The sequence below is a fragment of the Ruegeria sp. YTSA072 genome, assembly GCF_059610285.1.
In genome coordinates this window covers 53,591-79,829 of the sequence record NZ_JBXWNI010000006.1, presented here as the reverse complement: position 1 = coordinate 79,829, position 26,239 = coordinate 53,591, and the positions used below count along the sequence as shown (strand labels likewise).

General features: G+C 56.1%; 26 protein-coding genes. 16 read left to right on the top strand and 10 right to left on the bottom strand.

The window, feature by feature from the left end; genetic code table 11:
- Positions 1-105 precede the first annotated feature (105 nt).
- The gene (locus AC2FIB_RS12145; protein ID WP_496735115.1) at positions 106-1,044 is read left to right on the top strand and encodes a DMT family transporter; all 939 of its coding nucleotides are present in this window, start codon (positions 106-108) and stop codon (positions 1,042-1,044) included.
- Between the two features lie 77 nt (positions 1,045-1,121).
- Here AC2FIB_RS12145 and AC2FIB_RS12140 read toward each other — a convergent pair whose 3' ends face one another.
- Positions 1,122-2,234 carry an S-(hydroxymethyl)glutathione dehydrogenase/class III alcohol dehydrogenase gene (locus AC2FIB_RS12140; RefSeq protein WP_058272862.1) on the bottom strand — a complete coding sequence of 371 codons (1,113 nt, stop codon included), beginning with the start codon at positions 2,232-2,234 and terminating at the stop codon, positions 1,122-1,124.
- Between the two features lie 85 nt (positions 2,235-2,319).
- Between AC2FIB_RS12140 and AC2FIB_RS12135 the strand changes: the two genes are divergently transcribed.
- Complete coding sequence (locus AC2FIB_RS12135; protein ID WP_261307832.1) at positions 2,320-2,649, top strand: I78 family peptidase inhibitor; 330 nt, start codon at positions 2,320-2,322, stop codon at positions 2,647-2,649.
- A 61-nt stretch (positions 2,650-2,710) separates the two neighbouring features.
- Entirely contained in the window at positions 2,711-4,363 is a 1,653-nt protein-coding gene (locus tag AC2FIB_RS12130; RefSeq protein WP_496735116.1) for a DUF6504 family protein, read from the top strand.
- Between the two features lie 16 nt (positions 4,364-4,379).
- Here AC2FIB_RS12130 and AC2FIB_RS12125 read toward each other — a convergent pair whose 3' ends face one another.
- Positions 4,380-5,105 carry an SDR family NAD(P)-dependent oxidoreductase gene (locus tag AC2FIB_RS12125; RefSeq protein WP_496842172.1) on the bottom strand — a complete coding sequence of 242 codons (726 nt, stop codon included), beginning with the start codon at positions 5,103-5,105 and terminating at the stop codon, positions 4,380-4,382.
- A gap of 228 nt (positions 5,106-5,333) precedes the next feature.
- On the opposite strand from AC2FIB_RS12125, the gene AC2FIB_RS12120 reads away from it, so the two are divergent.
- Genes AC2FIB_RS12120 through AC2FIB_RS12100 form a run of 5 tightly spaced genes read left to right on the top strand, consistent with a single transcriptional unit; the run spans position 5,334 to position 9,540 of the window.
- Positions 5,334-6,665, top strand: a complete 1,332-nt coding sequence (locus AC2FIB_RS12120) for an NAD(P)/FAD-dependent oxidoreductase (RefSeq protein ID WP_496735119.1) — start codon at positions 5,334-5,336, stop codon at positions 6,663-6,665.
- Positions 6,619-7,164, top strand: coding sequence for a hypothetical protein (locus AC2FIB_RS12115; RefSeq protein WP_496735121.1), 546 nt, complete (start codon positions 6,619-6,621; stop codon positions 7,162-7,164). The genes AC2FIB_RS12120 and AC2FIB_RS12115 overlap by 47 nt, the downstream gene beginning before the upstream one ends.
- Positions 7,164-8,387: an MFS transporter gene (locus AC2FIB_RS12110; RefSeq protein ID WP_496842170.1), complete on the top strand. Its 1,224-nt coding sequence runs from the start codon at positions 7,164-7,166 to the stop codon at positions 8,385-8,387. The genes AC2FIB_RS12115 and AC2FIB_RS12110 overlap by 1 nt, the downstream gene beginning before the upstream one ends.
- Positions 8,384-9,001: a DUF3833 domain-containing protein gene (locus tag AC2FIB_RS12105; RefSeq protein WP_496735123.1), complete on the top strand. Its 618-nt coding sequence runs from the start codon at positions 8,384-8,386 to the stop codon at positions 8,999-9,001. Before AC2FIB_RS12110 ends, AC2FIB_RS12105 begins: the two co-directional genes overlap by 4 nt.
- A complete protein-coding gene (locus AC2FIB_RS12100) occupies positions 8,998-9,540 on the top strand; it encodes a DUF3833 family protein (protein WP_496735125.1) in 543 nt (180 codons plus the stop codon). Before AC2FIB_RS12105 ends, AC2FIB_RS12100 begins: the two co-directional genes overlap by 4 nt.
- Positions 9,541-9,601: 61 nt before the next feature.
- Here the strand turns inward: AC2FIB_RS12100 and AC2FIB_RS12095 are convergent, their stop codons facing one another.
- The 6 genes from AC2FIB_RS12095 to AC2FIB_RS12070 form a co-directional block, all read right to left on the bottom strand.
- Positions 9,602-10,630 carry a porin gene (locus tag AC2FIB_RS12095; RefSeq protein WP_496735127.1) on the bottom strand — a complete coding sequence of 343 codons (1,029 nt, stop codon included), beginning with the start codon at positions 10,628-10,630 and terminating at the stop codon, positions 9,602-9,604.
- 379 nt (positions 10,631-11,009) lie between these two features.
- A complete protein-coding gene (locus tag AC2FIB_RS12090; RefSeq protein ID WP_496842169.1) occupies positions 11,010-12,146 on the bottom strand; it encodes an energy transducer TonB family protein in 1,137 nt (378 codons plus the stop codon).
- Positions 12,143-12,520, bottom strand: coding sequence for an ExbD/TolR family protein (locus AC2FIB_RS12085; RefSeq protein WP_496842168.1), 378 nt, complete (start codon positions 12,518-12,520; stop codon positions 12,143-12,145). The genes AC2FIB_RS12090 and AC2FIB_RS12085 overlap by 4 nt, the downstream gene beginning before the upstream one ends.
- Positions 12,517-12,882 carry an ExbD/TolR family protein gene (locus AC2FIB_RS12080; protein ID WP_496842167.1) on the bottom strand — a complete coding sequence of 122 codons (366 nt, stop codon included), beginning with the start codon at positions 12,880-12,882 and terminating at the stop codon, positions 12,517-12,519. The genes AC2FIB_RS12085 and AC2FIB_RS12080 overlap by 4 nt, the downstream gene beginning before the upstream one ends.
- On the bottom strand, positions 12,875-13,540 hold the full coding sequence (locus AC2FIB_RS12075; RefSeq protein ID WP_496842166.1) for a MotA/TolQ/ExbB proton channel family protein: 666 nt from the start codon (positions 13,538-13,540) through the stop codon (positions 12,875-12,877). The genes AC2FIB_RS12080 and AC2FIB_RS12075 overlap by 8 nt, the downstream gene beginning before the upstream one ends.
- Positions 13,537-13,971: a hypothetical protein gene (locus tag AC2FIB_RS12070; protein ID WP_496842165.1), complete on the bottom strand. Its 435-nt coding sequence runs from the start codon at positions 13,969-13,971 to the stop codon at positions 13,537-13,539. The genes AC2FIB_RS12075 and AC2FIB_RS12070 overlap by 4 nt, the downstream gene beginning before the upstream one ends.
- A 721-nt stretch (positions 13,972-14,692) precedes the next feature.
- Here AC2FIB_RS12070 and AC2FIB_RS12065 point away from each other — a divergent pair.
- From AC2FIB_RS12065 to AC2FIB_RS12030, 8 genes are all read left to right on the top strand, one after another.
- The gene (locus AC2FIB_RS12065) at positions 14,693-15,835 is read left to right on the top strand and encodes a site-specific integrase (protein WP_496842164.1); all 1,143 of its coding nucleotides are present in this window, start codon (positions 14,693-14,695) and stop codon (positions 15,833-15,835) included.
- 71 nt (positions 15,836-15,906) lie between these two features.
- Complete coding sequence (locus AC2FIB_RS12060) at positions 15,907-16,185, top strand: helix-turn-helix transcriptional regulator (RefSeq protein ID WP_496842162.1); 279 nt, start codon at positions 15,907-15,909, stop codon at positions 16,183-16,185.
- Between the two features lie 585 nt (positions 16,186-16,770).
- Entirely contained in the window at positions 16,771-17,076 is a 306-nt protein-coding gene (locus AC2FIB_RS12055) for a hypothetical protein (RefSeq protein WP_496842161.1), read from the top strand.
- Positions 17,063-18,538 carry an AAA family ATPase gene (locus AC2FIB_RS12050; RefSeq protein WP_496842160.1) on the top strand — a complete coding sequence of 492 codons (1,476 nt, stop codon included), beginning with the start codon at positions 17,063-17,065 and terminating at the stop codon, positions 18,536-18,538. Before AC2FIB_RS12055 ends, AC2FIB_RS12050 begins: the two co-directional genes overlap by 14 nt.
- A 468-nt stretch (positions 18,539-19,006) precedes the next feature.
- Complete coding sequence (locus AC2FIB_RS12045) at positions 19,007-19,600, top strand: hypothetical protein (protein WP_496842159.1); 594 nt, start codon at positions 19,007-19,009, stop codon at positions 19,598-19,600.
- On the top strand, positions 19,597-19,926 hold the full coding sequence (locus AC2FIB_RS12040; protein WP_496842158.1) for a hypothetical protein: 330 nt from the start codon (positions 19,597-19,599) through the stop codon (positions 19,924-19,926). Before AC2FIB_RS12045 ends, AC2FIB_RS12040 begins: the two co-directional genes overlap by 4 nt.
- Before the next feature lie 143 nt (positions 19,927-20,069).
- Positions 20,070-20,231, top strand: coding sequence for a hypothetical protein (locus AC2FIB_RS12035; protein WP_496842157.1), 162 nt, complete (start codon positions 20,070-20,072; stop codon positions 20,229-20,231).
- A gap of 122 nt (positions 20,232-20,353) precedes the next feature.
- Positions 20,354-21,700, top strand: a complete 1,347-nt coding sequence (locus tag AC2FIB_RS12030) for a phospholipase D family protein (RefSeq protein ID WP_496842156.1) — start codon at positions 20,354-20,356, stop codon at positions 21,698-21,700.
- A 99-nt stretch (positions 21,701-21,799) separates the two neighbouring features.
- On the opposite strand, the gene AC2FIB_RS12025 is transcribed toward AC2FIB_RS12030, so the two are convergent.
- Both AC2FIB_RS12025 and AC2FIB_RS12020 read right to left on the bottom strand, forming a co-directional pair.
- The gene (locus tag AC2FIB_RS12025) at positions 21,800-22,741 is read right to left on the bottom strand and encodes a GIY-YIG nuclease family protein (protein WP_496842155.1); all 942 of its coding nucleotides are present in this window, start codon (positions 22,739-22,741) and stop codon (positions 21,800-21,802) included.
- Between the two features lie 86 nt (positions 22,742-22,827).
- Complete coding sequence (locus tag AC2FIB_RS12020; protein ID WP_496842154.1) at positions 22,828-26,238, bottom strand: TM0106 family RecB-like putative nuclease; 3,411 nt, start codon at positions 26,236-26,238, stop codon at positions 22,828-22,830.
- Position 26,239 lies beyond the last annotated feature (1 nt).

Here is a 26,239-nt window from a genome sequence, read left to right as displayed (position 1 = left end):
GGCTATGCGCGCCACCAAAATGAGTTTACTCAAAGGCAAGCCACCCGCGCACTTGCGGTGTGATGGCACAGTCACAACACCGATACATCACCCGGGGCCACAAAGATGAGCACTCAGAACTCCACCCTCCGGGGACTCGGCTATGCGTTTTTGGGCTTTGCGGTCTTTGCCAGCCATGACGCATTGATCAAGGCGCTTGGCGGCGTCTACTCGGTGATGCAGATCATCTTTTTCGCCACGCTGTTCTCGTTTGTGCCCATGGCCGTCACGATTCTGACCGACCGGACAACCGGGAACTTCCTGCCCCGCCACCCATGGCTGGTGCTGCTGCGGTCGGGCTTGATGGTCACCGCAATGTCCTGCGCGTTTTACTCCTTTTCCGTATTGCCGCTGGCCGAGGTCTATTCGCTGCTGTTCTCCTTTCCACTGATCGTGACGGTCCTGTCGATCCCCATTCTCGGCGAGGTAGTCCGCGTCCAGCGCTGGGCCGCCGTGGGCGTGGGCTTGATCGGCGTGCTGATTGTCTTACGCCCCGGCGCAACAGATATCACGCTGGGCCATCTGGCCGCCCTGACAGCCGCCTTTTGCAGCGCCTTTGCATCCGTGTTGGTGCGCAAGATCGGGAATGAGGAACGATCGGCCGTGCTGATCCTGTACCCCATGTTGTTGGCCATCGCGGTGATGAGCCTTGCACAGCCTGCCGTCTATCAACCACCATCCCTGCTGCATCTTGCGATGATGGCATTGGTAGGCGTTTTCTCGGTCATCGCCCAGCACCTGATCATTCTGGCCTATCGGGCCGCGCCTGCCGGGGTTATTGCCCCCAGTCAATATAGCCAGATCATCTGGGCCACGATTTTCGGCATGGCTTTCTTTGGTGAACGCCCGGACGTCTGGGTTGCAGTCGGTGCAAGCGTCATTATCGCATCCGGCATCTACGTGGTGTGGCGCGAAAGCAGAACCAACACGACCTCAGCCAACACGCCCGTCCTGAGGGTGCGGTCACCTAGGTCGGATACCGGGGCGTCACGGCCAGGGGAGTAAACGTCAAACTAAAAAACGGCGCACTATTCCGCGCGCCGTTTTCAACCGCATTACGCGGATTGTCTCGAATTAGAGTCTTAGTAAACGACGACCGACCGAATGCTTTCGCCCTTATGCATCAGGTCGAAGCCGTGATTGATATCGTCCAGACCCATGGTGTGGGTGATCATCGGGTCGATCTCGATCTTACCGTCCATGTACCAGTCGACGATCTTGGGCACATCGGTCCGGCCCCGCGCACCACCAAAAGCGGTCCCGCGCCACGAACGACCGGTGACCAGCTGGAACGGGCGGGTCGAGATTTCGGCACCGGCAGGTGCCACGCCGATGATGATCGATTCACCCCAGCCTTTGTGCGCCGCTTCCAGAGCCGTGCGCATCACACCAACATTGCCGGTGGCATCAAAGGTGTAATCCGCACCACCTTTGGTCAGGTTCACCAGATATGGCACCAGATCGCCTTCAACTTCGGATGGGTTGACGAAATCGGTCATACCGAACCTGGTCGCCATCTCGACCTTTGATGGGTTCAGGTCGACGCCAACGATCTGGTCCGCTCCGGCCAGACGCAAGCCCTGAATGACATTCAGGCCAATGCCGCCCAGACCGAACACGATGGCGCGACTGCCGATCTCAACCTTGGCAGTGTTGATGACGGCACCGATGCCGGTGGTCACGCCACAGCCGATGTAGCAGATCTTGTCGAAAGGCGCGTCCTCACGCACTTTGGCCAGCGCGATCTCGGGCAGAACCGTGTGGTTGGCAAAGGTCGAGCAGCCCATGTAGTGCAGGATCGGGTCACCATCCAAAGTCGTAAACCGCGAGGTTCCGTCGGGCATCAGGCCCCGGCCTTGGGTTTCGCGGATCGCCTGACAGAGGTTGGTCTTGGGATGCAGACAGTATTCGCACTCACGACATTCAGGGGTGTAGAGCGGGATCACGTGATCGCCCGGTTTCAGGCTGGTGACGCCCGGACCGACGTCGACAACCACACCCGCGCCCTCGTGACCCAGTATGGCCGGGAACAGGCCTTCGGGGTCAGCACCCGACCGGGTGAATTCGTCGGTGTGGCAAAGGCCGGTGGCCTTGATTTCGACCAGAACCTCGCCCGCCTTGGGGCCTTCGAGGTTCACATCCATCACTTCCAAAGGTTTGCCCGCCTGAATGGCGACGGCGGCACGGGTGCGCATGATCGTTGTCTCCCTGTCTTATTTGCCCCGACCCTGCGTCAATTGCAGGGTGTTTTCAACTGCGCTTTGGTGGCAGGTTGGCTAAATGTTTGATATTGCAGTAACGACATTGTCAGATGGAGAAACGCCAATGCACCGATTTATTCCCGCGCTGGTCCTGCTGGCAGGCTGTGCTGAAACGACTGCACCTGTGGAAACACCCGCCTCAACGGACGCGCCGGTTGATCTGGCCTTTTGCCTGGGCGACGATTTTGCCGATTCCATCGGCCAACCGGTTTCGACCATCCAAGCCCAGTTGCCCGAACGGTCGCGTGTTCTGGGTCCTGATGACATTGCCACACAGGATTACCGCATCGACCGGCTGAATGTTTTCGTGAACGGAGCCGGAATCATTCAACGCCTGACCTGCGGGTAAGCGTAGACTCGAGGCATGATTCTACGGTAAGAACAAAATGGGAACATTTTGATGTCTGCCAATGCCAAAACGCCGAATACTCTCACTGTGGTTCCCCCGTCTGGGGGCTGAACGGCTGATCCGTGCCGCACGGGGGCTGCATGTTGGCCCTTTGGCGGTGGTTGCGGAACAGTCGAACATGCAGGTGATCACCTCATTGAACGCAGAAGCGCAGGCCGCAGGTCTGCGTGCGGGGCAGCCCGTGCGTGATGCCCATGCCATGTGCGCGGCCCTGATCACGCGACACCGCAACGCCCCCGCCGAGGCCGCGTTTCTGACCGCGCTGCGCCGCTGGGCCGGCAAGTTCAGCCCATGGGTGGCTGAAGAGATCCCCGATGGTCTGATCGTCGACCTGTCGGGCTGCACGCACCTGTTCGGCGGGGAGGAGGCGCTGCTGAGCGTCATTGAAACCGATTGCGCCGATATGGGGCTGAGCGTTCAGATGGGTATCGCCGACACGTTGGGCGCAGCCTGGGCGCTGGCGCGTTATGCGGGGCAAGAGGCCACGTCTGACCGCAACGGCGACGCCATCAGCCAAGAGGCACGCGCCACCCGCGCGCGCGCAGGGAAACGGCGGCACTGGACCAAGGGCGGGGCCGCGCCGCAGGTGATGGCTCTGGGCGGTGGCGCGCGGATCGCGGCACCAGGGCAGTCTTATGGCGCGCTCAGCCCTCTGCCGATTGCGGCGCTGCGGCTGGAAGATCAGGTTGTGGCACAACTGAACCGGCTGGGCCTGCGCCGGATCGGCGATCTTTTGGGCCAACCCCGGGCTTCTCTCGCCCGACGGTTCGGGCGCGGGCTGGTGATGAGACTGGACCAAGCGATGGGCAGCGCGCCCGAACCGGTATCCCCCGCGCGTCCGCCGCATCACTTTGCGGTGCGGATGACCCTGCCCAATCCGATCGGCCTGATCGAGGACGTGATGGCCGCAATCGACCGGGTGCTGCCCACGCTGTGCGCGAAGCTGGAAGAGAAGGCGCGTGGCGCCCGCACCCTACGGCTTGAGGCACATCGCGCCGATCAGGCGGCCGAGATCATCGAGGTTGGTCTGGCCCGCCCAACCTATGATAAACATCGCATTCGACCTTTGTTAGAGATGAAAATCGAAAAAATAGACGCAGGCTATGGCATCGACATGCTGCGGCTTGAGGCGATCCAGACCGAGCCCATCCATGCCCGCACCGTGGCCGGGCACGCCGAGGCGCGCCGCGTGGCCCGCGCGCGGCTGGAGGGCAATACAGCCGTAGATGATCTGATCGGCAAGCTGGGCGCGCGGGTCGGGCTGGACGTGATCACCCGGCGGCACCCGGCGGCCTCACATATCCCCGAAAAAACCGCGCAGACGTTGGCGGCGGCGTGGTCTGAACCCGCGCGCGACTGGGCTGCCCCACCGCGCCCGCGCCCCTTGCAGATGTGGCAGCCCGAGCCGGTGATGGCCGCTGAAGCCCCGGATGTTCCAGCCGCCTTTCGGTGGCGCGGGCGCGACTGGCAGTTGGCCCAGGCCACCGGCCCGGAACGGATCGCACCCGAATGGTGGCTGGATGACCCCAACTGGCGCAGCGGCGTGCGTGACTATTGGGTGGTGGTCACCGAACAAGGTGAGCGGCTGTGGCTGTTTTACGGCCATGGCGGCACGATGTCGGCAGGCTGGTTCTGTCAGGGGCAGTTTGGTTAAAACGCCTGATTAGAGTCTATTTCCCGCGGTAAATCAGCCAATCCGGCAGGTAATCCAGCAAACGGATCACCCAAGAGAACGGTGCCGGGAAATCGGTGCGGAACCGGCGGCGTGACATCGCCCTGACCACCCGGTCCGCCGCGTCCTCAGGTGTCATCAGCATCGGCATCTTGAACGTGTTCTTTTCGGTCAGGCGGGTCTTAATGAAGCCCGGATTGACGATCCGAACAGTTACCCCCGTGCCTGCCAGATCAAATCGCATCGTTTCAGCCAATGAGACAAGCGCCGCCTTGCTGGCCGCGTATCCGACAGCAGCCGGAAGCCCGCGATAGCCAGACAAAGACCCGATCAGGGTAATGTCGCCCTGTCCGGCCCGTAGCAACCCTGGCACCGTCTCACCCAACACACGCAGCGCGCCAAGGTAGTTCACGTCTGTCATGGACAGAACAGCTTCGGTATCCCAATCGGCCGATTTCATAGGCTCGTAGGCACCGGCATTGTAGACCAGCCCATCCACCACGCCGACATCTGCAACGGCCCGGCGCACAGCCGCCAGGTCGGTCACATCAAACGGCACCGCCCGCGCGTTCGGAAGGGTTTTGCAAATCTCGGCCAATCGCGCCGCATTGCGCGCCGAGAGGATCAGTTTTGCCCCCTTTCGGCTTAGCGCCTGGGCCAAAGATCGGCCCAGCCCCTCACTGGCGCCAACGATCCAATAGGTTTTTCCGTCAAAACTGCTCATGCTTGGGCCATCCGGACTGTCGGGTACATATGGCCCGGACATTGGTTTCGTGTTGTTTCAGACAATTTAAGGATTTTACGGATCGGCAACAAAGCTGGATCACGTTAACGCTCAAAAAACCAGGCAAGACATCACGATGTAACGCACGTTCAAAAAAAGTCCAACGTGATTGATCCGTACACGCATCTGATGCGTAATCCTTTTAAATTGCCGAACTAAGAGGATCACATGTTCGACGAACCAAGGGGCGCACGCAAGAAAATCGCAATTGTAGGTGCAGGAATATCAGGCCTATCCGCAGCTTACTATCTATCCGAAGACAATGATGTAACGGTCTATGAGGCCGAGCCAAGACTGGGCGGCCATGCCCGAACGGTCATGGCTGGCAAAAACGGTGATCAACCGGTCGACACCGGTTTTATTGTGTTCAACTATTCCACCTACCCCAACCTGACCAAACTGTTCGACGAGCTGAACGTCCCGGTCACCAAAAGCGAGATGAGCTTTGGCGCCACGATCGACAATGGTCGCCTTGAATACGGATTGAACAATCTGCGCACCCTGACAGCGCAAAAACGCAACCTGATGCGTCCAGCCTATTACAAGATGATTTCGGACATCCTGCGCTTTGGCAAAGAAGCCCCGGAAGCTGCCAAGAACAATGACACTACGATTGGCGAACTGATCGACGAACTACGTTTGGGCCACTGGTTCCGCCACAACTATCTGATGCCTATGTGCGGGGCGATCTGGTCGACCCCCGTCGAATTCATTGACCGCTTTCCCGCACGTTCGCTGGTGCAGTTCTTCCAAAACCATGCCTTGCTGGCCGGTGATCGTTCAAAGCAGCATCAGTGGTGGACGGTCAAAGGTGGCAGCATTGAATATGTCCGCCGGATCGAGGCTGCATTGCGCGCCCGCGGTTGCGAAATCCGCGTCGCCTCCCCCGTGCAGCATGTTCAGAGGGATGAACTGGGCGTGACCGTACTCAGCGAAGGTCAGGCTGACCTTTATGATGAGATCATCCTTGCCACCCATTCCGACCAGTCGCTGGCCATTCTGGGTGACAGCGCCACACCCGAAGAAATTGCTGCCCTAAGCGCGATCAAGTACCAACCCAACAAGGCTGTTTTGCATTGCGATCCCGGCCAAATGCCCAAAAGACGGGCCTGTTGGTCCAGCTGGACCTATCGTTCACAGGCCGGAAATGTCGGCGTCACTTACTGGATGAACCGGTTGCAGAACATCCCCGACAGTGATCCGATGTTTGTAACGCTCAATGTTGCGGCGGATATTCCCGCAGACAAAATCTATGACGAAGTCGAATTCGCCCATCCGGTTTTCGATCAAGCCGCACTGAAGGCCCAAGGGCAAATTCGCGACATGCAGGGACAGAACAAAACGTGGTTTGCCGGTGCATATAACCGGCATGGTTTTCACGAAGACGGGATTGCCAGCGCGATGCATGTTGTCGCGCACTTGAAAGGCACCCCGCAAACCATCGGAGCTGACAATGGCATTGCCAAAAATGACCCGGTCATCCCTGTCGCGGCCGAATAGCTCGGTCTGGTGCGTTGCTCTGCTGTCGCTGACCTTGCTGGCCCCAGTCGGGCTGGCGGCGTCAACCGTGTCGAACGAATTGCCGAACGCCGAACTGCGCGGGTCCGCCACGTTCCGTTACCTTGGCCTGCCGATCTATGACGCAAAGCTGTTCACGCCAGGCGGTGCCCCGTTCAGTTGGAGCGATGATTTCGGATTGCAGCTGACCTACCGCAAAAACCTCAAGCAGAAGGCTCTGGTCGAATCCACGCTGGATGAGATGACACGGCAAGGAAACAGCGGGCTGACACAAGCCCAGCTTGAGCAGTGCTTTCAGGCTGTCAGCAAAGGCGACAGCTATCTGGCCATCTCGGAAGGGCCGAACAAGGTTGGTTTCTGGCGGAACGGGCGCAAAACCTGCACCCTGTCCGGGCAAGGCGTCAAAAAGACATTCATGTCGATCTTTCTGGGAGACAATACCAGATCCGCAAGCTTTACGCGGCAATTGAAGGGACAGTGATGCTGTATCCCCGGGTCAGCCTCTATGCGCTGATGCTCGCAGCGGCGGGTATTCCCCTCTATATCCACCTGCCGCGTTTTGCTGCGGTTAACCTTGGGATTAGCCTTGGGGTGATTGGAACGGTACTGCTGTTGATCCGGCTTGTGGATCTTGTGCAAGACCCGCTGATAGGCTGGGCGATTGACCGATGGCCGAAGGGTCAGTTGGCGTTCGCCGCCATGGCCGCTGTTGGGCTGGCGGTCGGCTTTCCGCTTCTCTTTGCCTTGCCACAGGGCGCAAGCGTGACATCGCTGATCCTGATCCTGATCCTGCTGTTCTCGGCCTACAGCCTCGGGACCATCCTGCTTTACGGGCGCAGCGCAACCCTGGCTAAAACACCAGACGCAAAAGAGTTAATGACACTGGCAGCCTTCCGTGAAGGTGGACAATTGGCGGGTGTTGTCATTGCTGCGAGCGCGCCTGCACTGTTCGTCGCTTTAGGGGCCGGCGCGCAGGGATATCCCGCCTTTGGGCTGTTTCTGGGCGTCCTGTCGATCGTAACCATCGCGCTGACATTTCCAATGTGGCGGCGCACGCCGATTACTGGCGAGGGCCTGTCTTTCGCAGGGCTGGGTCAGGCCGGGGCATTGCGACTATTGGCGCTGGCGCTGGTCAACAGCTTGCCGGTCGCCATTACCTCAACCCTGTTTCTGTTCTTCGTCGAAGACAGGCTGCAATTGCCGGGCAAGGCGGGTCCCTTGTTGATCCTGTTTTTCCTCAGCGCCGGCGCCAGCGTGCCGCTTTGGGCCAAGCTCAGCAATCGCATTGGTCCGAAACAGACTCTGATCATCGCAATGCCGCTGTCCATAGCCGGCTTTATTGGGGCTGCGATGTTGCCAGCGGGTGAGCTTTTGGGCTTTGCTCTGATCTGCCTTGCCTCGGGCGCGGCACTTGGGGCCGATATGGTGGTCCTGCCGGCCATGTTCTCGGTCGTTTTGACCCGCGCCGGCCTGAACGCCTCAGCCGCGTTCGGCATCTGGTCCTTTGCGGGCAAGCTGGGCCTCGCGCTTGCCGCCTTCTTTACATTGCCCCTGCTGGAACGCAGCGGCTTTTCACCTGGCCAATCGAATTCCGCCCAAGCCCTGGAAACACTCAATCTGGCTTATGCGGTACTACCCTGCATCCTGAAACTTGGCGCGTTTGGCATGGTCCTGACGTTGCCCACGGAGGTCTCAGCCAAATGAAAACGCTTGTTGTTTTACTGTTCGCCGCTCTCGCTTTGTTAATAGCCAAGAACCGGTTCCTGAGCTTCCGGTCGCAAACACCGGCCGACTACACCGGCACTGGGCCTGCATTCAAAATGAAAGAGGTTCTGAACGGAGAGATCCTGTCCGAAGGGCTGATCTATGGCCCGAACGGCAAGATGTCGAACAGCTTTGTCGCCCGTATGGTTGGGAACTGGGATGGCAACACCGGCACGTTGTCCGAGCATTTCACCTATTCCAACGGCAAACAGATGACACGTAAATGGTATCTGACGCTGGGCACCGGCAATACGTTCATCGCCACGGCGGATGACATCGTCGGTGAAGGCAAAGGCACGATTTCGGGTTCGACGGTCAAACTAACCTACCGGATCATTTTGCCTGAGGATGCCGGCGGGCATACTTTGGACGTCACCGACTGGATGTACCTGACCGCAAACGGTGTAATCATGAACCGATCCGAGATGCGCAAGTTCGGTATCAAGGTCGCAGAGTTGATTGCCACGATGCGCCCCGCGCCCGAGGTTAAACCCGCACATGTCCCCAGTTCAAACGGCTATGATGCGGACGCAGAACAAAGGCCGCTGCAATGATCTCGCGTCGGGTCCTTGTTGCGGGCCTGGCAGTCGCCGGACTGGCCGTTCTGACTGCCTGTTCAGCTAAACCGCGCGTTCCCAAGACCTTTCTGTCTGATCGGCAGTTGAACCTTGAAGAGTATTTTGAGGGCAAGACCGTCGCCTATGGCCAGTTTCAGGATGTTCTGGGCAACGTTCCGCGCCGCTTTACGGTGGATATCGACGGAACGTGGGATGGTGAAATCCTGACCCTGGTTGAGGATTTCGTCTATGATGACGGCGCCACCGAGCAGCGTGTCTGGACGCTGACCAAAACGGGCGAGGACACCTGGACCGGCACGGCGCCCGGCGTTTTGGGAACCGCCACCGGGGTCGAGCGCGGCGATACGTTCAATTGGACATACAAGATCGACCTGCCGGTCAAAGAGGGCACCATGCGGGTCAACTTTGACGACTGGATGTGGCTGCTGGACGATGATCGTCTGCTGAACCGAGCCTATGTCTCGCGTTATGGCGTCCGGCTGGGCGAGGTCATCCTGTTCTTTGAGAAGAAATAAGCTAGCAAAAGAAAAGGGCAGGCTCGAAAACCTGCCCTAAAACTTTGTGATTTAGCGCAACTTAGAAGTTGAACTGAGCACCGAAGTCAGCGCGGATGCGCCCGTCTTCGTCACCCGTTTTGATTTCGCCGATACCACCACGCAGCGATGCACCACCGCCCAGGTCGTAGATGGCGCCAATACCGATGTTGCGGGTATCGTTGTCAGCCGAACCGTCACCGTAAGCAAACTGCAGGGTGGTTGCGGCGCCGAGATTGTATGCCAGCGACAGACCGTATGCGGTGCCGTTCTCGGCATCATCAACAACGTCATCGTCCGCAACAAACAGAGTACCCGAGAAGTCACCAAATTCTGCACCCAGGGTCAGAACGGTCAGCGACTGCTTTTCGCTCGCGCTGTTCACGTTCGCCTTGGTCTGACCATAGGCCAGTGCAGCGGTGATGTTGTTGAAGGTGTAAGTTGCACTGACGTCCCAGCGGTCTGCGTCTTGCGGAACACCGTCCAGAGCAACAGTTGCTTGATCATATGACGCGCCGAATGCGAAATCGCCAACTGCGTACTGGAAGAACACAGCGTTCGCACCCGAACCGGTCGAGGTGTACTCAAGGAAGCTATAGTTCACGCCCGAATACTGACCCAGAAACTCTTCCAGGCCCGGTTCGTTACCGAAGTAGTTAGCCAGGTTGTCAAAGGAACCCGCAACGTTGCCGGCGTCAACACGCAGACCACCGTAGATGACAGAGAAACGTGCGCCGTTCAGGCCCGCGCTGTTCTGTTCGCCGTTGCCGGAATCGTCATCAGCCTGCAGACGAACACGTGCCTGGAACTCAACGCCGCCATCGGTTTCTGCGGTGCCGTCGATGTTCAGACGGAAGCGCGAGACCAAGATGGTGTTGTCGGTGTCGACGGTCGCGGTGCCGGCGCTGGTAACTGCGCCGGTTGCCGGATCAACGGTGAAGTTGTCAACAGTACCGGTACGGTCTTCCTGATATCCAATACCAAAACGGCCGTAGCCGCTGAATTTAACATCCGCGGCAGCAACGCTTGCGGTTGCGATCAACGCGGTCGATGCAATGAGGAGATTTTTCATGGTAAACCCATAAGATTTGAGAGGAGTGCAGCCGCTATGGCGACTGCTGGCCTACTCGGACAAATTCCGAGCGTGCGCAATGGTTTCGCTGCATTTCATTCTGGGCAAGGTTGGTATTTGTTGCATCTTTGCAAATGCAGAATACCGCACGAAACCCAATTTCCTGAGTATTTACGTATGTTTCGCGATCAGCTGTGTTTCGTTACAAAAAGTTGATCAAAGAAATGCGACGACACCCCTTTAAATGCCAAAAAACGTACATGTTTGCAATTGAGACTTCCCGGGGTTTGACCCCACCTTCCGAAAATGGGCAGATTCGGGCAAAATCCCGCTCAAAACGGGTTCTGTGATGGGTAAATCGGGTGATGAAACCCGCCAATCAATTGCTGGTGTAGAAGAAGGACAACTTGCGGCTGACCCCACCTGGCGGCAGCGGAAAGGGCGAGGCCGCCTGCACTTGCGCCCTTGCGGCCCGGTCAACATCGGACGACCCTGAACTGTCGATGACATCGACCCAGGCCAGCGTGCCATCGGGATTGATTTCGAAAAACACCTTGGCAAATCCCCGGGCAGCAACAAATACCGGGGGCGCGCGGTTCAGGTGGACCAAGACTTCACCCGCATAATTGGTGGTGTCCGAATTGCCGGGGCCACGCCCGCCCGAGCGGCTGCCACTGCTGCCAGTCGTGAAGGCATCCAGACCTTCGCGCCTGTAGGCGTAAAGGGGCGATTCAACCACCTCTGACGGGAACTGCAACTCGCTGAAGTCGCGCGCGCCGTTCAGTGTGCCCCGCCTTTCGGGCGCTGGTTGCCGGTCGGGGCGCTGCGGCCGGATCGAAGACGTCACGGCCAGTTCTGTCACGTCCTCCGTCGCATCCTGGTCGGTCGGTTCAACCGGGTCATCCGGCTCAATCGCCTCAGACTCCAACGGGACAACGGGAATCGCGGCCTCGGGCGACGGGGTGACCGGCAGCGCCGCCAGCTCTTGCGGTTGGGGTGATACGGGCTGGACTTCGGTCGCGACCTCTGGCTCGGCGACCTCTGCCTCGGGAATTCCTTCGGGCACCTCGGTTGCTGTTTCCGCCTCGACCGGCGGTGTTTCATTGAAATTTTCGCTGGCGGCGGCATCGCCTTCGGATGTGTTTTCGGTCTCTGCCACATCAGGCTCAACCGGTTCCGTGGCAGTCGGCTGAACCACTTCTGCTTCGCCGATATCGGGCGCGTAAACCTCCTGCGGGTTTTCCGACGCGACAAGCGCCTCACTGACCGGGATTTCCGGTTCCTCAGGCCGTGTTTCAACCGGAGGCTCTGGTGCCTCGGCCGGTTCGGGTTCAACCGGCTCGGCGGCAACCTCGGCAAGATCCTCGAATGTCGTGCTTAGTTCGATTGATTCAGGCGCTTGGCCGCCTGGCGCGTCTTCTGCAAGCCGCTGCCCGGTCACGCTGAGCCCCATCAGGTGCAGGAACAGCGACACCAGAATGGCCGCCGCCGCAATCAAAACCGACCGGCGGATCATTCCAGCGCCTTCTCGGTCACAACAAAGACGGATGACGCGCCTAGACGGCGTAACGCGCCGGTCACCTCGATCAGACGCGGGCCCGGTGCATTTCGGTCGGGGACGATGCGCACGGCATCGGCCCCTTGGTCACGCATATGCGTTTCAGGGTCGGTTGGAATTCCACGATAGCTCAGCGAGCCGTCGGCGTGCAGGATCAGCGCATCAGGAGGCTCGCGCCCTTCTAGGTCTGCAGTGTTCACCAACTCAAGATCCGGATCAAGCGGCGGAGCCAGCGTGCCGGTGAGCAGGAAAAAGATCAGCATCAGGAAGACGACGTTGATCAGCGCAATAGTTGAGTCGCGTCTGCGTTTGGGGCGCCTGTACTTGATCATTCCAGCACCAGAACGCTTAATCCGTCACGCCCGCGCAGCCGGACCAGGACGTCGATGACGCGCTGCGCCGTTGTATCCGGGTCCAAACTGACCAGAACCTGCCCGGCCTCCAGTTGCGTTTCCAGATCACTAAGAGAGACCGTTTGCCCGTTCAGCACCAGTCGTTCTGCCCCCAACTGCAGGAACAACCGCTCGGTCGGTGCATCCGATGTCGCGCTGCCGCCCACTGCATTGCTCAGCTCGATCTCGCCATATTTGGCAAAGGTCGAGGTCAGCATGAAGAAGAGCAACAGCAGGAAAATCACGTCGATGAGCGGAGTCATCGACATGGGACGCCGGACAAAGGGTGCGGTGTTACGCATGTCCGGGGGCGGTCGCCACGGCGCGGGTATCGTCGGCCTGCGGAACAGCCTGCCCAGGCACCAGAATTGTGCGCAGCGCCTTGTCCGCAAAGACCCGTTCGCGCGCCGTGCGACTTTCGAACCAGGACAACAGCATCGAGGTCGGCATCGCCACGGCAAGCCCCACAGCCGTTGTCAGCAGGGCAACCCAGATACCTCCGGCAAGCAGTGATGGGTCGACCGACGACCCGGCGGATTGCAGGCTGCGAAACGCCTCAATCATCCCCAGGACTGTGCCAAACAGGCCCAGCAGCGGCGCAAGCTGCGCCACGGTGTCCATCAGTCGGAAGCCGCGCTCAAGCCCGGCAAGCGCCAGGCCTGCCTCAGCATCCAGCCGTTGGTCCAGACCCGGCGTTTCTGAGGCATTCATCGCAACCCGTACCAGGGGGGCAAGGTAACTGCGGCTTTTGTCCAGACGGGCGTGGGCGGTTTGCGGATCGCCCGCATCCCAGGCAGCCAACGCCTCGGACAACACCCGGTGACGCCCGACCCCGGATGCTGCGAATTGCCAGAATTTGTAAAGCGTGACCGCAACGGTCACCACCGACATCGCGATCAGGATCGCAACAACAGGCCCGCCCAGATCAAGGATTTCGCGCAATGCATCAAAGGGGCTCATCCAATCAACTCCACATCTGTTCGGCTTTGCAGTTTCAGCCCGTCTTCACATATCGAACTGTCCGCCCCGGCCACCTTGCATGCGTTGGTACCGTTGATCAGGGCTTTTCCGACCGAGCTGCAGGCCATGCCCGGCAAATCGAATTGGCGCACACGTGGTCGTTCCGTAGGTAAGTCGCGGAAGTTGAATAGAGAAAGTCTGACAACGCTACCTGAGGCATCAAAGATCACTGTCTCAAAACTGGCTTCGTCAATGGCTGTCCCAGTTTGGTTTTCCACGACAAAGGTCAGTCGACATGCGTTTTCGACATCCTGAACCGTATTCAGCTCAATTTGCAGACCTTCCGAAGCGGCCACCTCGGACTGCGCTATCGCAACTGCAGGCAATGCACATACACAAAATGCAGCAAGTGCCGGACGGAGAAAGAACATTGGCGCGCTCCCGATTGTTCAAGGCAGACATCAAGGGCCGGCGACGCTCCGCTGGCGTTCTGCTACACATAGTCAATGCAAGGGGTTGGCGAAAGGGGGACCTTTGGGTTTGTGAATAGGGATCACGTCAGCGTTCATGCGCGGTTGCAAGCGCGGAGGTGATCAGCCACTCAAGGGCGTTTGATTTCATACCGTTTTCAGCTGACGCACGCTACTTCGGCATTCAAAAATCTGTGCATAAACAGGCCAGTGTTCCTGGTTCGTCGGGTAGATCGAACCGCCGACCTTTCGGAGTTCCCACTCATGCAACTTTCCGCCAGTCATGCCAAAGCTGATCTGACCGGGAATATGCGAAGTTCGCCAAGCGATCCACGGTCGACGAGGCTGGGAAGATACTCAATCAGAACGCAGCCTGCAACATTCGATGGCTCCGGTATTGGCCCCGTATAGAGTTGCTGTACTGCCACAGGAGGTCAATTGAACTTCAGGGCGCAAATTTTTGAAAAAAGTGGTGAGCCGTGCAGGATTCGAACCTGCGACCCACTGATTAAAAGCTAGCCGCGCAGCAACTCAATTGGCATTTTTTCGCTGTATATCGCTGTAATGAGGGCATCATCTCTTTGATTTTACGCGCATAATCTCTGCATCGATCTTTTCGAGACTATTCGGCGCTAGGTGTCGCCGGGTCTCGGATCCGGTCCAAAAATCAAGGAGATTGACTATGCCAGATAGGCTTACTCAACCAAGGATAGATCGCCTATTACGCGATGAAAAACCGGGTGTGCAGCTGTATTGCGATGAGGTTCCGGGGCTAAGGATCAAGGTAGGAAAAAAGAGCGCGACATGGCGCTTGGCCGGAACTATCAACAATGGAAGGTCCGATCCTATAACGCTTACCTTGGGGCGAACAGATGCTCTGACGGTGAGACAGGCCCGACAAGCTGCAAGAGAGATGAAGCTAAAGCTATCTCAGGGCCTAGACCCACGCAGAGAGCGCCTTCGGACCGCGGAAGTCCCGAACGCAACTACTGCGCTCGACAGGTACCTGCAGCAGCGACCGGACCTTTCTGACCGAACGGTCGAATTCTATCGCTGTATGCTAAGACGCATGGGGCGCTTGGCAAAAGTGCCGATGAACACCGTCACCCGCCAGGACGCAAGAATACTTTTTGAGCGGATCACGCATGAAAGCGGGCCCTACATGGCAAATGGCGTTGCACGCTCCGCCAAGGCAATTTGGACGGACGTGCTCCGCGACCAAGACCTACCGGAAGGGAACGTTTGGCAAAGAGCCATAAGGACAAACCCTGAAAGACCTAGAGATTGGGCGTTAGACAATGCGAGTATCTCGTCCATGTGGCGCGCGATTGACGAGGTTACAAACCCTGTCGCCAGGGCTGCTTGGATTGCCTTGGCGATGACCGGCCTTAGAATGAAAGAGGTTTCCAGCCTCTCGCGCGATGACGTTGACTGGGATAATGGCGTTGCAAACATCAGGTCTCCGAAAGGCGGCGAGACGCGCGCCTTTCTCAGGCCGCTCCCCCGATTTCTACTGCAAGAATTGGCTGGTTTAATGGACGCAACAACGAAGTTGGAAAGCCCATGGTTGTTCCCAGCACGATCGAGCAAAGGGCATATTGGTCATCTTCGTAGTTCAGGTTCGCTTCCGGCGCCGCATGCGCTTCGGCATACTTGGGCATCGCGAGCGCTGGACCTCGGAGTGGAGATGAGCACAGTCTCTCTTGCGCTGAACCATGCGGGCGCCGGTACAACTACTTGGCGTTATGTCCGTCGTGACAGAGTGCTGAAGCCGGTCCGAGTTGCAACCGAACTGGTTGCCGAGCATCTGCTTTCATTTAGGTAGAAACAATGGAATACGCTGCTCTGTCGAGCATCTAATTTGTCTCCAAACGAAACAATTTGGAGCGAATGAACATGGGAATCTTCGAAAGCATACTACAACGGCTGACAGAGATTGAGACAAAGATCGACGCGTTGTCGGCGGCAAAGTCGCAGACCATTCAAATCGAAGCAAACCAACCTCGATGGCTGGATACGAGAGGTGCAGCTAGCCACATAGGCATGAGTCAGCAATCGTTGGCGCTCTACCGTTCAAATGGGTCGGGCCCAGCATTCAGCAAGGTGGGTTCTACGATCCGCTATGACCGTGAAGACCTCGACGCGTGGCTAAAAGACAACACCAGACGGAACTAAGAACAGCACCGGTTATCGCGCGGAGTCTGCCTCGCAAACTTCTGTTTCCATTTAAGGAATCTTTAAAATTCTGCGCTGCAAGTCCTAGGTGCGCGGTGATGGCCCAAAAACAGCGTTCTGATGAGGCTTCCAAATAAGGGTTGCAATTTTGTTGAGATTGCATACCGCTAATGTGTCGCGCAAACCGCGATGTGGGTCGCTTAGGTCCACAGACATTTTGACAGTGTAAACCGAAACCAGCCGATTTGGGCGATCGACCTGTGCAGTCGAACGCCCAATAATTGGCATGATTACAGGAGGTTGCATTGTCTATGCATCGTAATCGTAATGGCGGAAATCCCGCATCCGAACCCTCGTTGTCCTTTGCGGGAGACGAGCTAATGAACCTGAGCCAGTGTTCTGAAGTTACTGGTTTGTCGCGGCGAACGCTCCAAACGTACAACAGCTTACGTCGTCGCGAGGTATCCAGAGGACCGGTATCAACCAAAGTTCCAGGCACCAATGCCATATACTACAGAACATGTGACGTAATTCGCTACCTAGAAGAGGGTTACACTGGCGTTTCGATCGAGGAGGCGAAGTGAAATGAGCACCTCCGATCAAAAACCCAAGAAGCTGATCTTCGCCATCGAAGGACACCCAGCAGAACCATCGTCTTTGCTAATGGACCTCCTCGAGTTCCTGGCCGAGCAGTTCGGTCCAGATTTCGTGTCGAACGCGGTTGATATGGTGCACAATAAAGGAGGAACACTTGTGGTGACATGGTCCGGTCAATGTCCCGCGTTTGAAGGCCCAAAAGCCTTGGTACCACTTTTTCAAGCCTTTGAGGCGTGCTGGAACGGTCCGGTCGAACACCGGGTCGAAGAGGGGGTGCTTTATGATTCCCGATAATCCCAGACTTCGCGCATTGGAGTGCATCGACCCGGATTTTGTCGGCTGGGACAATGTCATCTCTGCTGTTCGGCGTGATGTCCCACGCGAAGAATTGAACGCCGCCGCTGCAATCCTGTTCGAGTCCGCTAGGCAATCGCCTAGCGGACCAAGCGATGAAGAATTGCGCCAGGGTCTCAGTTCGTCAGATGAGCCGAAGAAGACCTCGTTATCCAAAATTCTGCGAGTCCAAGCGCGCAAATTCCGAGAGTACGCTGATGAGCAAATCGCAGAAATTGACGATCATGTAGAGAAGATTATTCTTCGCAGAAAGTTAGACAGGATACAGAGCGCTACGTCTCAGTTAGTCATCGAGCTGTCTGACGCGGATACGCACGTGAAATCTCGCCAAGGACGATTTTTGACGTGGGACGGGCTAATGGCACAGGAGCCTCCTAGTTGGCTGGTGCCGGGTCTAATTCCCGTCGGTAGCGTAGGTTCCGTTCTTGGTGCGTCCCAATCACTGAAAACCTTTTTCCTGATCCACTTGGCTCTTAGCCTTTGCAGTGGAAAGGCACCATTTGGTGACGGATCGGATGAAATGGCTCCCACTCAATTTGTAATGATTGTCGGTGAAGGTGCCTCGGGCATTATGGGCAGAATGAAGGCCTGGGCAGAGTACTACAAAGCGAGTCAACCATTACCCGTCCATGTTCTGACGGCCCCAGAAAACTTCGGAGATGATACCGCAGTTAATACGTTGATTGGAGAGATCGGTGAGCTGCGGATCCCGGGGTTCCGGGTTTTAGTTGGCGTGGATACGCTTTCAGCAAATTTCAGTGGTGATGAGAATGGTTCCGACGTGACGAATTTCGTCCGAAACTGCCTCAAAATCAGCAAGGAGCTTCGAGGTGAGGTTGAGATGCCAGACGGGCGCATTGCCTTGGAGGATGCCACCGTGGCTTTTGTTCACCACCTGGGAAAAGACAAGTCCAGAGGTGCCAGAGGTCACTCCTCACTGCATGCCAACGTCGATTTCGAGATCACGCTCGAACGCAAGGACGGCAGGGACGGTGAGATTAGAACCAGAGTAAAATGTACTAAGCAGAAGGACGGAGCTACCGATCTAGATCGCCTTCTTGGGGCCGACTTGGCCTGGGTCAATATCGGCAAAGACGATATGCCTCGCGACGTCCTGGTAATGCGTGATGTGCTTGAGGCCAACTTGACTTCGGCCTCCAAAGTCAAGTCCGGGGTCGATCGAGATCATTGGGAAATGGCCGAGATCGAGGACCAAATCACTGATCGAGTGCGCCGCGGCCCCATAAGGATCACAGAGCTCGTCAAAGGCATTTTGGACATGGGCTCAGTCCGGTCATCAAGAACGCTGTCTCGCTGGATTGAAAGCTATGTGGACAAAACGCCTGGCCTAAGGCTCGACAAAGACAAAAAGGATAATGCCAATGTCGTCATCATGCTCTGAGCTACGATGAACTCTGGTTTGATTGGCATTTTCATTCCGCTTTGGCGGAGCGTTTCTGGCGGTTTGCGACAGTATGGACGAACTGTCAAAGCGGCCTGACAAGTTGTTTGGAAGCGTCCAAGCCAAAGAAAACATGCCGGTCGGACAATGAACGCTATTGTTCGTCAGGGCCGTTGGACATGGTCGTCGCTCTCTAGGCGACGACCGTGTCGCCCCAAAACAAATTCTTTTTATAAAGCTCCAACAAAGGCTTGGGCAATAATGCCGCATTAGTCTTGGCGAGTTGGTAAAAGGGCTGCAAGCGCCAAGTCGAAAACACTGGCCTACTCAGATACGCGAAGCGTGCATACTGTTCCGGAGCGGCGCAGACGTCACATCGCCAAAGAAGAGACAGCCTCTCATTTGAAAGCTCATTTTATGGGCATTGGGAACCAAGGGAAATCTGTTCACCTGGTGGGAGTCAGAAATATGCCCAGTAATACAGCCACGGCAATTTGCCTGCCGCCGACACGGCACCAGCCCGGCAATGCTAGTGTCATGTCATTCGAAGATCTTCGAGAAGCCCTCTTCGAAGAGCTGGACAAGCAAGGCGGTGTGATAACGAAAGCCTGCCGGTCGCTGGGCGTAAGTTTCCATTCAGTACATCGGGAACGGCTACGCGACCCATTGTTCCGGCAAGAGCTCGAATTGCGAATTGCAGAAGCAAGACGAAACCACGCTGCCGAAATGATGGACTTGGCCGACACTCATGTCCAAAGCCACTTGCGAAAATCTTTGGTGCCGCTCCTTGATGAAGCAGGCGCACCCGTGCTTGACGACGACTTCGAGCCCATCCTGGTTAGCGAGCTTGCTCTAAAAAGCGCTGTCGAAGCCCGGCGAGAGTATCGGACCCAACTAGAAGGGGTCAAAGGAGCGCGTATCAATATCCACAACGTGGCAGCAGCTCGTGCTCAGACAGAGTCTGCGGCTGAGCCACGGACGCCGCGATTGGTCGTACCGGACAGCTTCAACAAGACCAATAGTGAATTGGTCGCCGTTAAGTCTCACGGAGCCCAAACATGAATGATGAGCACGACTTCACATTTCCGGAACCGATTAGCCACACGATAACATTTGTGTCTGAAAGCGGAGTCATGTCTCTACCTCTTGGTGTCGGCAATTCTCCGGTTGTCTGCAGGCGCCAATTTCCTGGCGCGTTCGTGAACCTCGATGCCCCAGATGGAATAAAGGCTGAAATGATTGGATGTCGGTCGCCGGTGCCTTGGTACTCAGTTGAAGAGCGAAACGCGGCTGCTCAGGTTATCCGGGACGACCGGTGGCTGAATGAAGAAGAACGCAACCAGATCATTGGGCATATATTGGGTACAGCACACTACGAGTGGGGCTAAGCCCAAGCATACTTGGCAAATTCAGGCGTCGATCCACTGATACTTTGTCAGTTGGCTCTGGTGCATTCGCGAGACGGTTCTTGCGTATATGTCGCCGCCAGTTCCCTGGCGCGTTCATCAACCTGCACGCTGATGACGGAGTAATGGCTGAAATCGCGGGCAAACAGCAACCAGTTCCCTGGTACAGTCGTGAAGAACGCGATGATGCCATAGCGCTGGTGCGCGGCGATCAATGGCTCAACCAGCGCGACAGGGAAGCGATCATTCGGCACATTTCGGACACGGCGCACTATGCGTGGAATTAGGGCGCTGTAGATGAATGGCTTTTCTACAGGGACGAAAATAGGATTACGCCCAATTGCAAAATTCGCGTTTTAGTGGTCTATGCTACCCGTAAGTTGCTGATGTTTTCGTTTGGAGCTCATTCGTGCAAGTGATTTTGGGAGCTATAAACGGCAACTACCTGAGAAATATCACCGAAAATGCTGTTGACCACACAGAAGAAGTACTGGCTGCTGTCGCTTACGCCACAGACAATTCGCTGCTATTCGACTGGTGTTGGACTCACGATATTCCTTTAAAGTTTTATGGGCGCCTTGACCCCCAAGTGGCTGTTAACACGAATGTGTTGGCGAAGTTTTTGAAAACAAAATCTGCAAAGTTTTCCTGTAAGCTTGTCGAGAAGCATCATGCAAAAGTCATATGGTGGCGTGGTTTTGGACTCTATATCGGATCTGCCAACTTGACGGACAGTGCTTGGAACAGAAACGTCGAAGCCGGTTGTTTCCTCCAAGAAACCGACATAGACGATGCGCTTTCTACAGACATTTTGCAGATGTTTTCTGTTCTTGAAGAAAACTCGACTCCATTAACGCAAGAGTTGTTTGATCTTATGCAGAAACGCCAAAGCAACTTGGCGAAGGCAAAACTGGATGAGGCGGATTTTTGGAAGCATTCCAGTATCAGAAAGTGGAGCGGGCTGAGTACCACTGCTCCAAACAAGGCCGCCGATGTAAAAAGACAGAAGTTTCTCGAAGAGTGGTATGCCACTCTTCAAATCCTTAGGCACGTCAGCGAGCAGGTAAGCTTACCTAAGAACCGCCCCTCATGGGTCTCAGACGATGCCCCCAAAGGCGCGCAAGCGGACCAATTCTTACACGCGTTCTATTATCAAAAGACTTTTGACGGCCGCAAAGCTAGGTATCTGGATTTCTATGAAAGGAATAAACTCGATCCTGATTTGGCCCGGAGCAACGCTCTGACTTGGTGGGCCGGGTTGAAGGATGCGCCCGAGGGTGAAGACGAGATGCTCAATGCAACCGCACCTTTCCTGCGAAAGGCCCTCAGCCAAGAAAGCCTGGCCAAGTTAGATTTGGACACATTCAGAGACATCTGTTTTTCTGTTCATTCAATGAAAGACTACGCAAGAAGAGTGCGAAACTCGTCGGTGGGTCTGCCATCAATTGGTTCCGCATATTCAATACCAGAAAAGGTTGATGCTCTGTCGAAAACCATCTGGAATAGGAGAACACAGGCGGGTTTGAATGTGGTCGATGTTCTTACACACGTTCTGTATTCTGGGAACTCTGACCAGTTGCCAGATCGTCTTTGGCAAGCGATTGAAGATCCAAAATACAAGATCGACGGTCTAGGAATTAGCGCCCTCGGCGAACTTGTAGGGTGGGCATTGCCTGACAAGTATCCACCTAGAAATGGCAGAACTTCGAAAGCCCTAAAAGCTCTTGGGTATGACGTAGCGGTTCACGTTGAATAAGCTGATTTTGTCATACGTTTGTGTTCAGAATTGTCTGACTAAATGTCGGCGAAGCTCATTAATCAGCTGAATTGAGACAATCGTCGATGTCTCGTTTGGTTAGAAGCGCGACATCCCAGGCAACGACCAAAACAGGGTTTCCGCGTCATCCAGACGCCCCCAGAAAAACTCTCCACCCAAGCTTTCAAGCTTTTGTGCCGCCTTGTCCTTGAACGCGGCTTCTACCTCCTCCGCATCCGCTTTGCATGGGAATGGTTGCGACTTGCGCATAGGTCCCCATAGTCCAAGCGCAGCGGGTGGAAAACCCGCATTCAGTTCATCGCGACGCCGCTCTGGATCATTGGTGACGCCGATCTTTAATGCGACCGACTTGTCAGAGAATGATTTTTTGCGTCCAACCAAAGCGTGACTATCACCTTCGTAAGCCGACAAATAAACGTAAGTTTCACCGTCTTCGTATGTGGAGTTTCGTTCTCCAAAACTTCCTGGAAACGCACGCGAGGGTTTGAACACTTTTCCAAAGGGCTGAACTACCGTCGCCTCATCCACTACAGGGGTTTCGCCAAACACGTTCACCTCGCGCACGCGGATCTTCATGGCTTGCTCGATCTCGTCTTCATCCAATGCGGCCCCGTGGACAGCCAGCGCTTGCCCGGCCTCGGCCCTGTAAGAGTTGAACGCAATTCGGCTGATTAACATTTTCTCTTCAGCTCGCCATGCTCGACGAACAGGTAGTGCGTAGCTCCACTTGTTTTCGCGACCGGCGTCTATTTTGCGGGTCATGCCAAACTCAGACGCCTTGTCGAAGTCGCGGATCGGAGTGGCGTCGATTTGCAGGAAACCAAGTACGTAAGAGCGCAATGCAGCTTCGGTTTCAGCGCTGGACGCACCATAAATCATCAACAGATCACCGTCGTTCAATTGTTCTAGTTTTCGATCGCGGGCAGACTCTTGCGTCCAGCCGACGTACCCGTCTTCTTCGGGCGAAAAACCGTAGAATGAGCGCAACCAGATTTGGGTTCCCTTCGGTAAGCCTGACATTATTTCCTCCGTTCACGCGCCCTCAACTCAGGACACTCTTCATTTTTCACAAGCAATTGGGTATCTTGGCCACTCTCCAACCATCCTCATGCTTTGCCTAGAGAAGACGCACATTCCAGATAGCGGCAGAAGCCGTTTGCGAGCTGCATCTGTCTTGGGGTTTTACATTCCGCCTCAAAGACATCCGGTGAGGCGATCAGGATTGCGATGCACTGGGCGCGGGAGATTGCTACATTGAAGCGGTTGGCGCTGTACAAAAATTCCATGCCTCGTGGCGCATCGGCGTGACTGGATGTTGCCATTGAATAGATTGCGATCGGCGCTTCCTGACCTTGGAACTTATCAACCGTTCCAACCCGTGCATTCGGTAGACGTTGCTGTATTTCAAACACTTGAGCGTTGTATGGCGTGATGATGACAATGTCGTCCAAGGTGAGGGGTTTTTCTTCACCGTCGCGGTTTATCCAGCTTGGTGTGCCTGCGAGAATTTCGTTGATTAGCTGCGCGGTGGCCTCTGCTTCTTCTATGGAGAAGCTCTTATTGCCAGTATGAAGGACAGGGAGGTAGCACAGGCCGCTTCCGTTGATCAGACCATCAGAGATGATCCTTTGCCGCGCGCAGCTGTCCCTGGCATGGAGCTTGGCGTCGTAAAAAAGCTCTGAATTGAAGGCGCAGATCTCAGGGTGCAGACGCCAGGTCTGTTCGAGGAACAACCCGCGATCTGCGCTGATTGTGTGGTCATCGCCCAAGATATGATGAAGCGATGAGGCGTCCGTTCCATCAGGATGTGAGCCTTGGCTCGGTTGATCGAGTTGCTGGGGATCGCCGAGCAAGATCAGCGTACGTGCAGCTTGAGAGACCGCGACCACATTAGCGAGCGACATCTGTGCGGCTTCATCGACGACCAGGACATCCAGCGCGTCTTGGGCATCTTCGCGCGCCCACAAAAAACTTGTTCCACCGGCAACCTGACACGCGCCCGAACTCAACAAGCCAAAGACTTCGGCGTTGTCCTTGGTGAAAACCAGCCTGTCCTCATCGTCGGCATTCTCGGAGAGCTTTTGAAGGCAGGTCAGATCAACACTCATCTCATGCGATGCTTTGACAACGCTGTCGATGAGGTTGCGAATGACCTTGTGCGAGTTCGCTGTGATCCCGACCTTGAGGCCACGTTTAACAAGGCGGCAGATCATCCGTGCGCCTGTAAATGTCTTGCCCGTTCCGGGCGGGCCTTGGATTGGTAGCAGACCGCCATCAATGGCATCCGCTATGCGCAGTGCCGCCGCCAGAGTGTCTTCTCCCTCCTGTCTAATTGGCTGAACACCAATCGGGGGCGGCTCGCGGAGAAGCATAGCGCGGGCGGCGAGATACGGGCCGTCTCCCTCAATGCCATGATCGGCCACATATTCTGCAATCCGAAAAATAGCATTGGCTTGTTCTTTCCCAGGAAAGTTATCGAAGGCGTAGACAGCCTCAGGGTGCAGCTCTGCGGTCTTTTTCGACTTCTTGATATCCACCGTTCGCGCATCGGCATTGATCTCGATAATGATGCCGAATGGTTCACCGCCAGCGGAGCGGAGCTTTTCTCCGCCGCGCAAGTCGGTGTCCTGTTGCATGAACCGATACCGATCTGTTGGGATCCCTGTCTTGGTGTGATCGACAGTGTCAACATAGGTAAGGAAAGCGAGCGCTGGGCGCTCATCCAAGAGCTCTTCGGCAGTGAGTTCTTTCAAGCGGAAAAATTCCCACCATGTCGATTTTTCTTCCCGCCAATGCCATTCCAGTAGATAGGCGAGTAGCCATCGCGCCTGTTGTTCTGAAGTTCGTTCCTCAATATCGACAGGAACATCTGACGTCAGGCGCTCAATGAGATCGAGGATCGCAAGCTGGCGCTCGCTCAGTTCTTCCTGTTCCTGATCGTCTTTCAGCGAAGGGCGCGGCACCTCGATGCCCTGATCGATCAGGCTTTGTCGTTGCTCTTCAAGCCAGTCTTGGAGGGCAGCGGTGGAGGCGCAGTCATCGAGATTATAGCCTTGAACAATCGCCTTATCTTCGTCGCTAATCGACTCGATATCGCCGAGCTCCAATCCCGCTTGTAGGCTTTTGAGGGCCAGGTTGGCAGTGGAGAGTTCCGTTTGCCGTTCGTAGCCATAGATCGGCTCAAGCTTCTTGATGGAGTAGCTTTCGACACCCGCACGGATGGCATTGCGCACGACGGCGAGCAGATCGACGAAGAGTTCTGCGCGCAAGAAATTGTCGATCTCGTTTTCGCGGCTGGCATAGCGGCCCATCAACCGCTTGAGTGCAGCGGTTTCATATGGCGCGAAATGGTAGATGTGGAGGTCGGGGTAGGTATTGCGTCGCTCGACAACGAAATCAACGAAACGCTCGAAGATGGCCTTCTCCCCGTCTCGGTCAAAAGCCCAGTCAGCCGTATAGTCCCAGTTCCCGTCCGCATCGCGGTATGTGTAGCCGAACAGATATTCGATGCCGTGTTCACCCACAAATGCATCACTCTCAATATCAAAGAAGATGTCGCCTTCGGACGGCTCAGGAAGAATGCAGAGTCCTGTTTCCGGGGCTACGGGCAGAAGTTCGAATTTCAGCTGGCCTGCATTCCGGGACTCGATTTGGATGCGCGCTTGTTCTCGAATCTTCTCAAATGATTGCGCTGAACCGCGCTGGGGTTTCCAGGGCAGAGGTGTGGGCATCCCGGCAAGGGCAGAGGCGGTTATGATGCCATTTTCTTGAAGCTCGGTTGTTTGGTTCTTGCTGATATTGGCCACAAGGCACAGATGGTCGTCTTCGCGGCGCTTGGTTTCGCAGCGCCCACGCCACCGACAGATATCGCAATGCTCTTTTGGTTCTGGGTAATGCGCAGGAGGCGCATCCTCCAACGTAGCCTCTTCGATGGCCGATTTCGCCTTCCGAAAATAGGCTGCATAATCAGCGTAACGAAATTGTTGCGGTTCAAAGTTTGACCACGGCGCGACGACATAAATGAACTCAGGGGCGGTGCCTTGTGCCTGACCAAGAAGATCGGCGTAGAGGCATAGTTGAAGAACGGAACCTGCCTTGGTCTCGCGCGCGAGCTTGGTGTCAATGATCTCGTAGGACCACGCCCCGAAATTGCTAGGTTTTTCCACGCGGCGAAGGATGTCCGCGCGGCCCGACCAGCGATTTTGGCGGAGTGCCGCCTGGATGATAACATCCGCGCCTTTTGCCATTGCATCATTGGTTTGGGCCACGGCATCATCTGTGATGTCCACGCCATCGATTGTTACATTGGAAAGCCCCTGATCGGATAAATGCTGTACGAACTCCTGTTCGTGACGATGTCCGCGCTCACGCAATATCTCCAGCAAGGGATCCCAAACTTGGGGCTTTTGAAGCGTACCGGAAACGACGTTCAGATCGAGTTCCGTGAGATGATTGCAATTTAAATGACCAACAAGATCAGAAGCGCTTAGCTGTATGACATCAGTTATCTTTTTCATG

Coding starts and splice junctions, on each gene's coding strand:
- AC2FIB_RS12145 (WP_496735115.1), top strand. CDS start 106: ATGAGCACTCAGAACTCCACCCTCCGGGGACTCGGCTATGCGTTTTTG.
- AC2FIB_RS12140 (WP_058272862.1), bottom strand. CDS start 2,234: ATGCGCACCCGTGCCGCCGTCGCCATTCAGGCGGGCAAACCTTTGGAA.
- AC2FIB_RS12135 (WP_261307832.1), top strand. CDS start 2,320: ATGTTTGATATTGCAGTAACGACATTGTCAGATGGAGAAACGCCAATG.
- AC2FIB_RS12130 (WP_496735116.1), top strand. CDS start 2,711: ATGCCAAAACGCCGAATACTCTCACTGTGGTTCCCCCGTCTGGGGGCT.
- AC2FIB_RS12125 (WP_496842172.1), bottom strand. CDS start 5,105: ATGAGCAGTTTTGACGGAAAAACCTATTGGATCGTTGGCGCCAGTGAG.
- AC2FIB_RS12120 (WP_496735119.1), top strand. CDS start 5,334: ATGTTCGACGAACCAAGGGGCGCACGCAAGAAAATCGCAATTGTAGGT.
- AC2FIB_RS12115 (WP_496735121.1), top strand. CDS start 6,619: ATGGCATTGCCAAAAATGACCCGGTCATCCCTGTCGCGGCCGAATAGC.
- AC2FIB_RS12110 (WP_496842170.1), top strand. CDS start 7,164: ATGCTGTATCCCCGGGTCAGCCTCTATGCGCTGATGCTCGCAGCGGCG.
- AC2FIB_RS12105 (WP_496735123.1), top strand. CDS start 8,384: ATGAAAACGCTTGTTGTTTTACTGTTCGCCGCTCTCGCTTTGTTAATA.
- AC2FIB_RS12100 (WP_496735125.1), top strand. CDS start 8,998: ATGATCTCGCGTCGGGTCCTTGTTGCGGGCCTGGCAGTCGCCGGACTG.
- AC2FIB_RS12095 (WP_496735127.1), bottom strand. CDS start 10,630: ATGAAAAATCTCCTCATTGCATCGACCGCGTTGATCGCAACCGCAAGC.
- AC2FIB_RS12090 (WP_496842169.1), bottom strand. CDS start 12,146: ATGATCCGCCGGTCGGTTTTGATTGCGGCGGCGGCCATTCTGGTGTCG.
- AC2FIB_RS12085 (WP_496842168.1), bottom strand. CDS start 12,520: ATGATCAAGTACAGGCGCCCCAAACGCAGACGCGACTCAACTATTGCG.
- AC2FIB_RS12080 (WP_496842167.1), bottom strand. CDS start 12,882: ATGCGTAACACCGCACCCTTTGTCCGGCGTCCCATGTCGATGACTCCG.
- AC2FIB_RS12075 (WP_496842166.1), bottom strand. CDS start 13,540: ATGAGCCCCTTTGATGCATTGCGCGAAATCCTTGATCTGGGCGGGCCT.
- AC2FIB_RS12070 (WP_496842165.1), bottom strand. CDS start 13,971: ATGTTCTTTCTCCGTCCGGCACTTGCTGCATTTTGTGTATGTGCATTG.
- AC2FIB_RS12065 (WP_496842164.1), top strand. CDS start 14,693: ATGCCAGATAGGCTTACTCAACCAAGGATAGATCGCCTATTACGCGAT.
- AC2FIB_RS12060 (WP_496842162.1), top strand. CDS start 15,907: ATGGGAATCTTCGAAAGCATACTACAACGGCTGACAGAGATTGAGACA.
- AC2FIB_RS12055 (WP_496842161.1), top strand. CDS start 16,771: ATGAGCACCTCCGATCAAAAACCCAAGAAGCTGATCTTCGCCATCGAA.
- AC2FIB_RS12050 (WP_496842160.1), top strand. CDS start 17,063: ATGATTCCCGATAATCCCAGACTTCGCGCATTGGAGTGCATCGACCCG.
- AC2FIB_RS12045 (WP_496842159.1), top strand. CDS start 19,007: ATGCCCAGTAATACAGCCACGGCAATTTGCCTGCCGCCGACACGGCAC.
- AC2FIB_RS12040 (WP_496842158.1), top strand. CDS start 19,597: ATGAATGATGAGCACGACTTCACATTTCCGGAACCGATTAGCCACACG.
- AC2FIB_RS12035 (WP_496842157.1), top strand. CDS start 20,070: ATGGCTGAAATCGCGGGCAAACAGCAACCAGTTCCCTGGTACAGTCGT.
- AC2FIB_RS12025 (WP_496842155.1), bottom strand. CDS start 22,741: ATGTCAGGCTTACCGAAGGGAACCCAAATCTGGTTGCGCTCATTCTAC.
- AC2FIB_RS12020 (WP_496842154.1), bottom strand. CDS start 26,238: ATGAAAAAGATAACTGATGTCATACAGCTAAGCGCTTCTGATCTTGTT.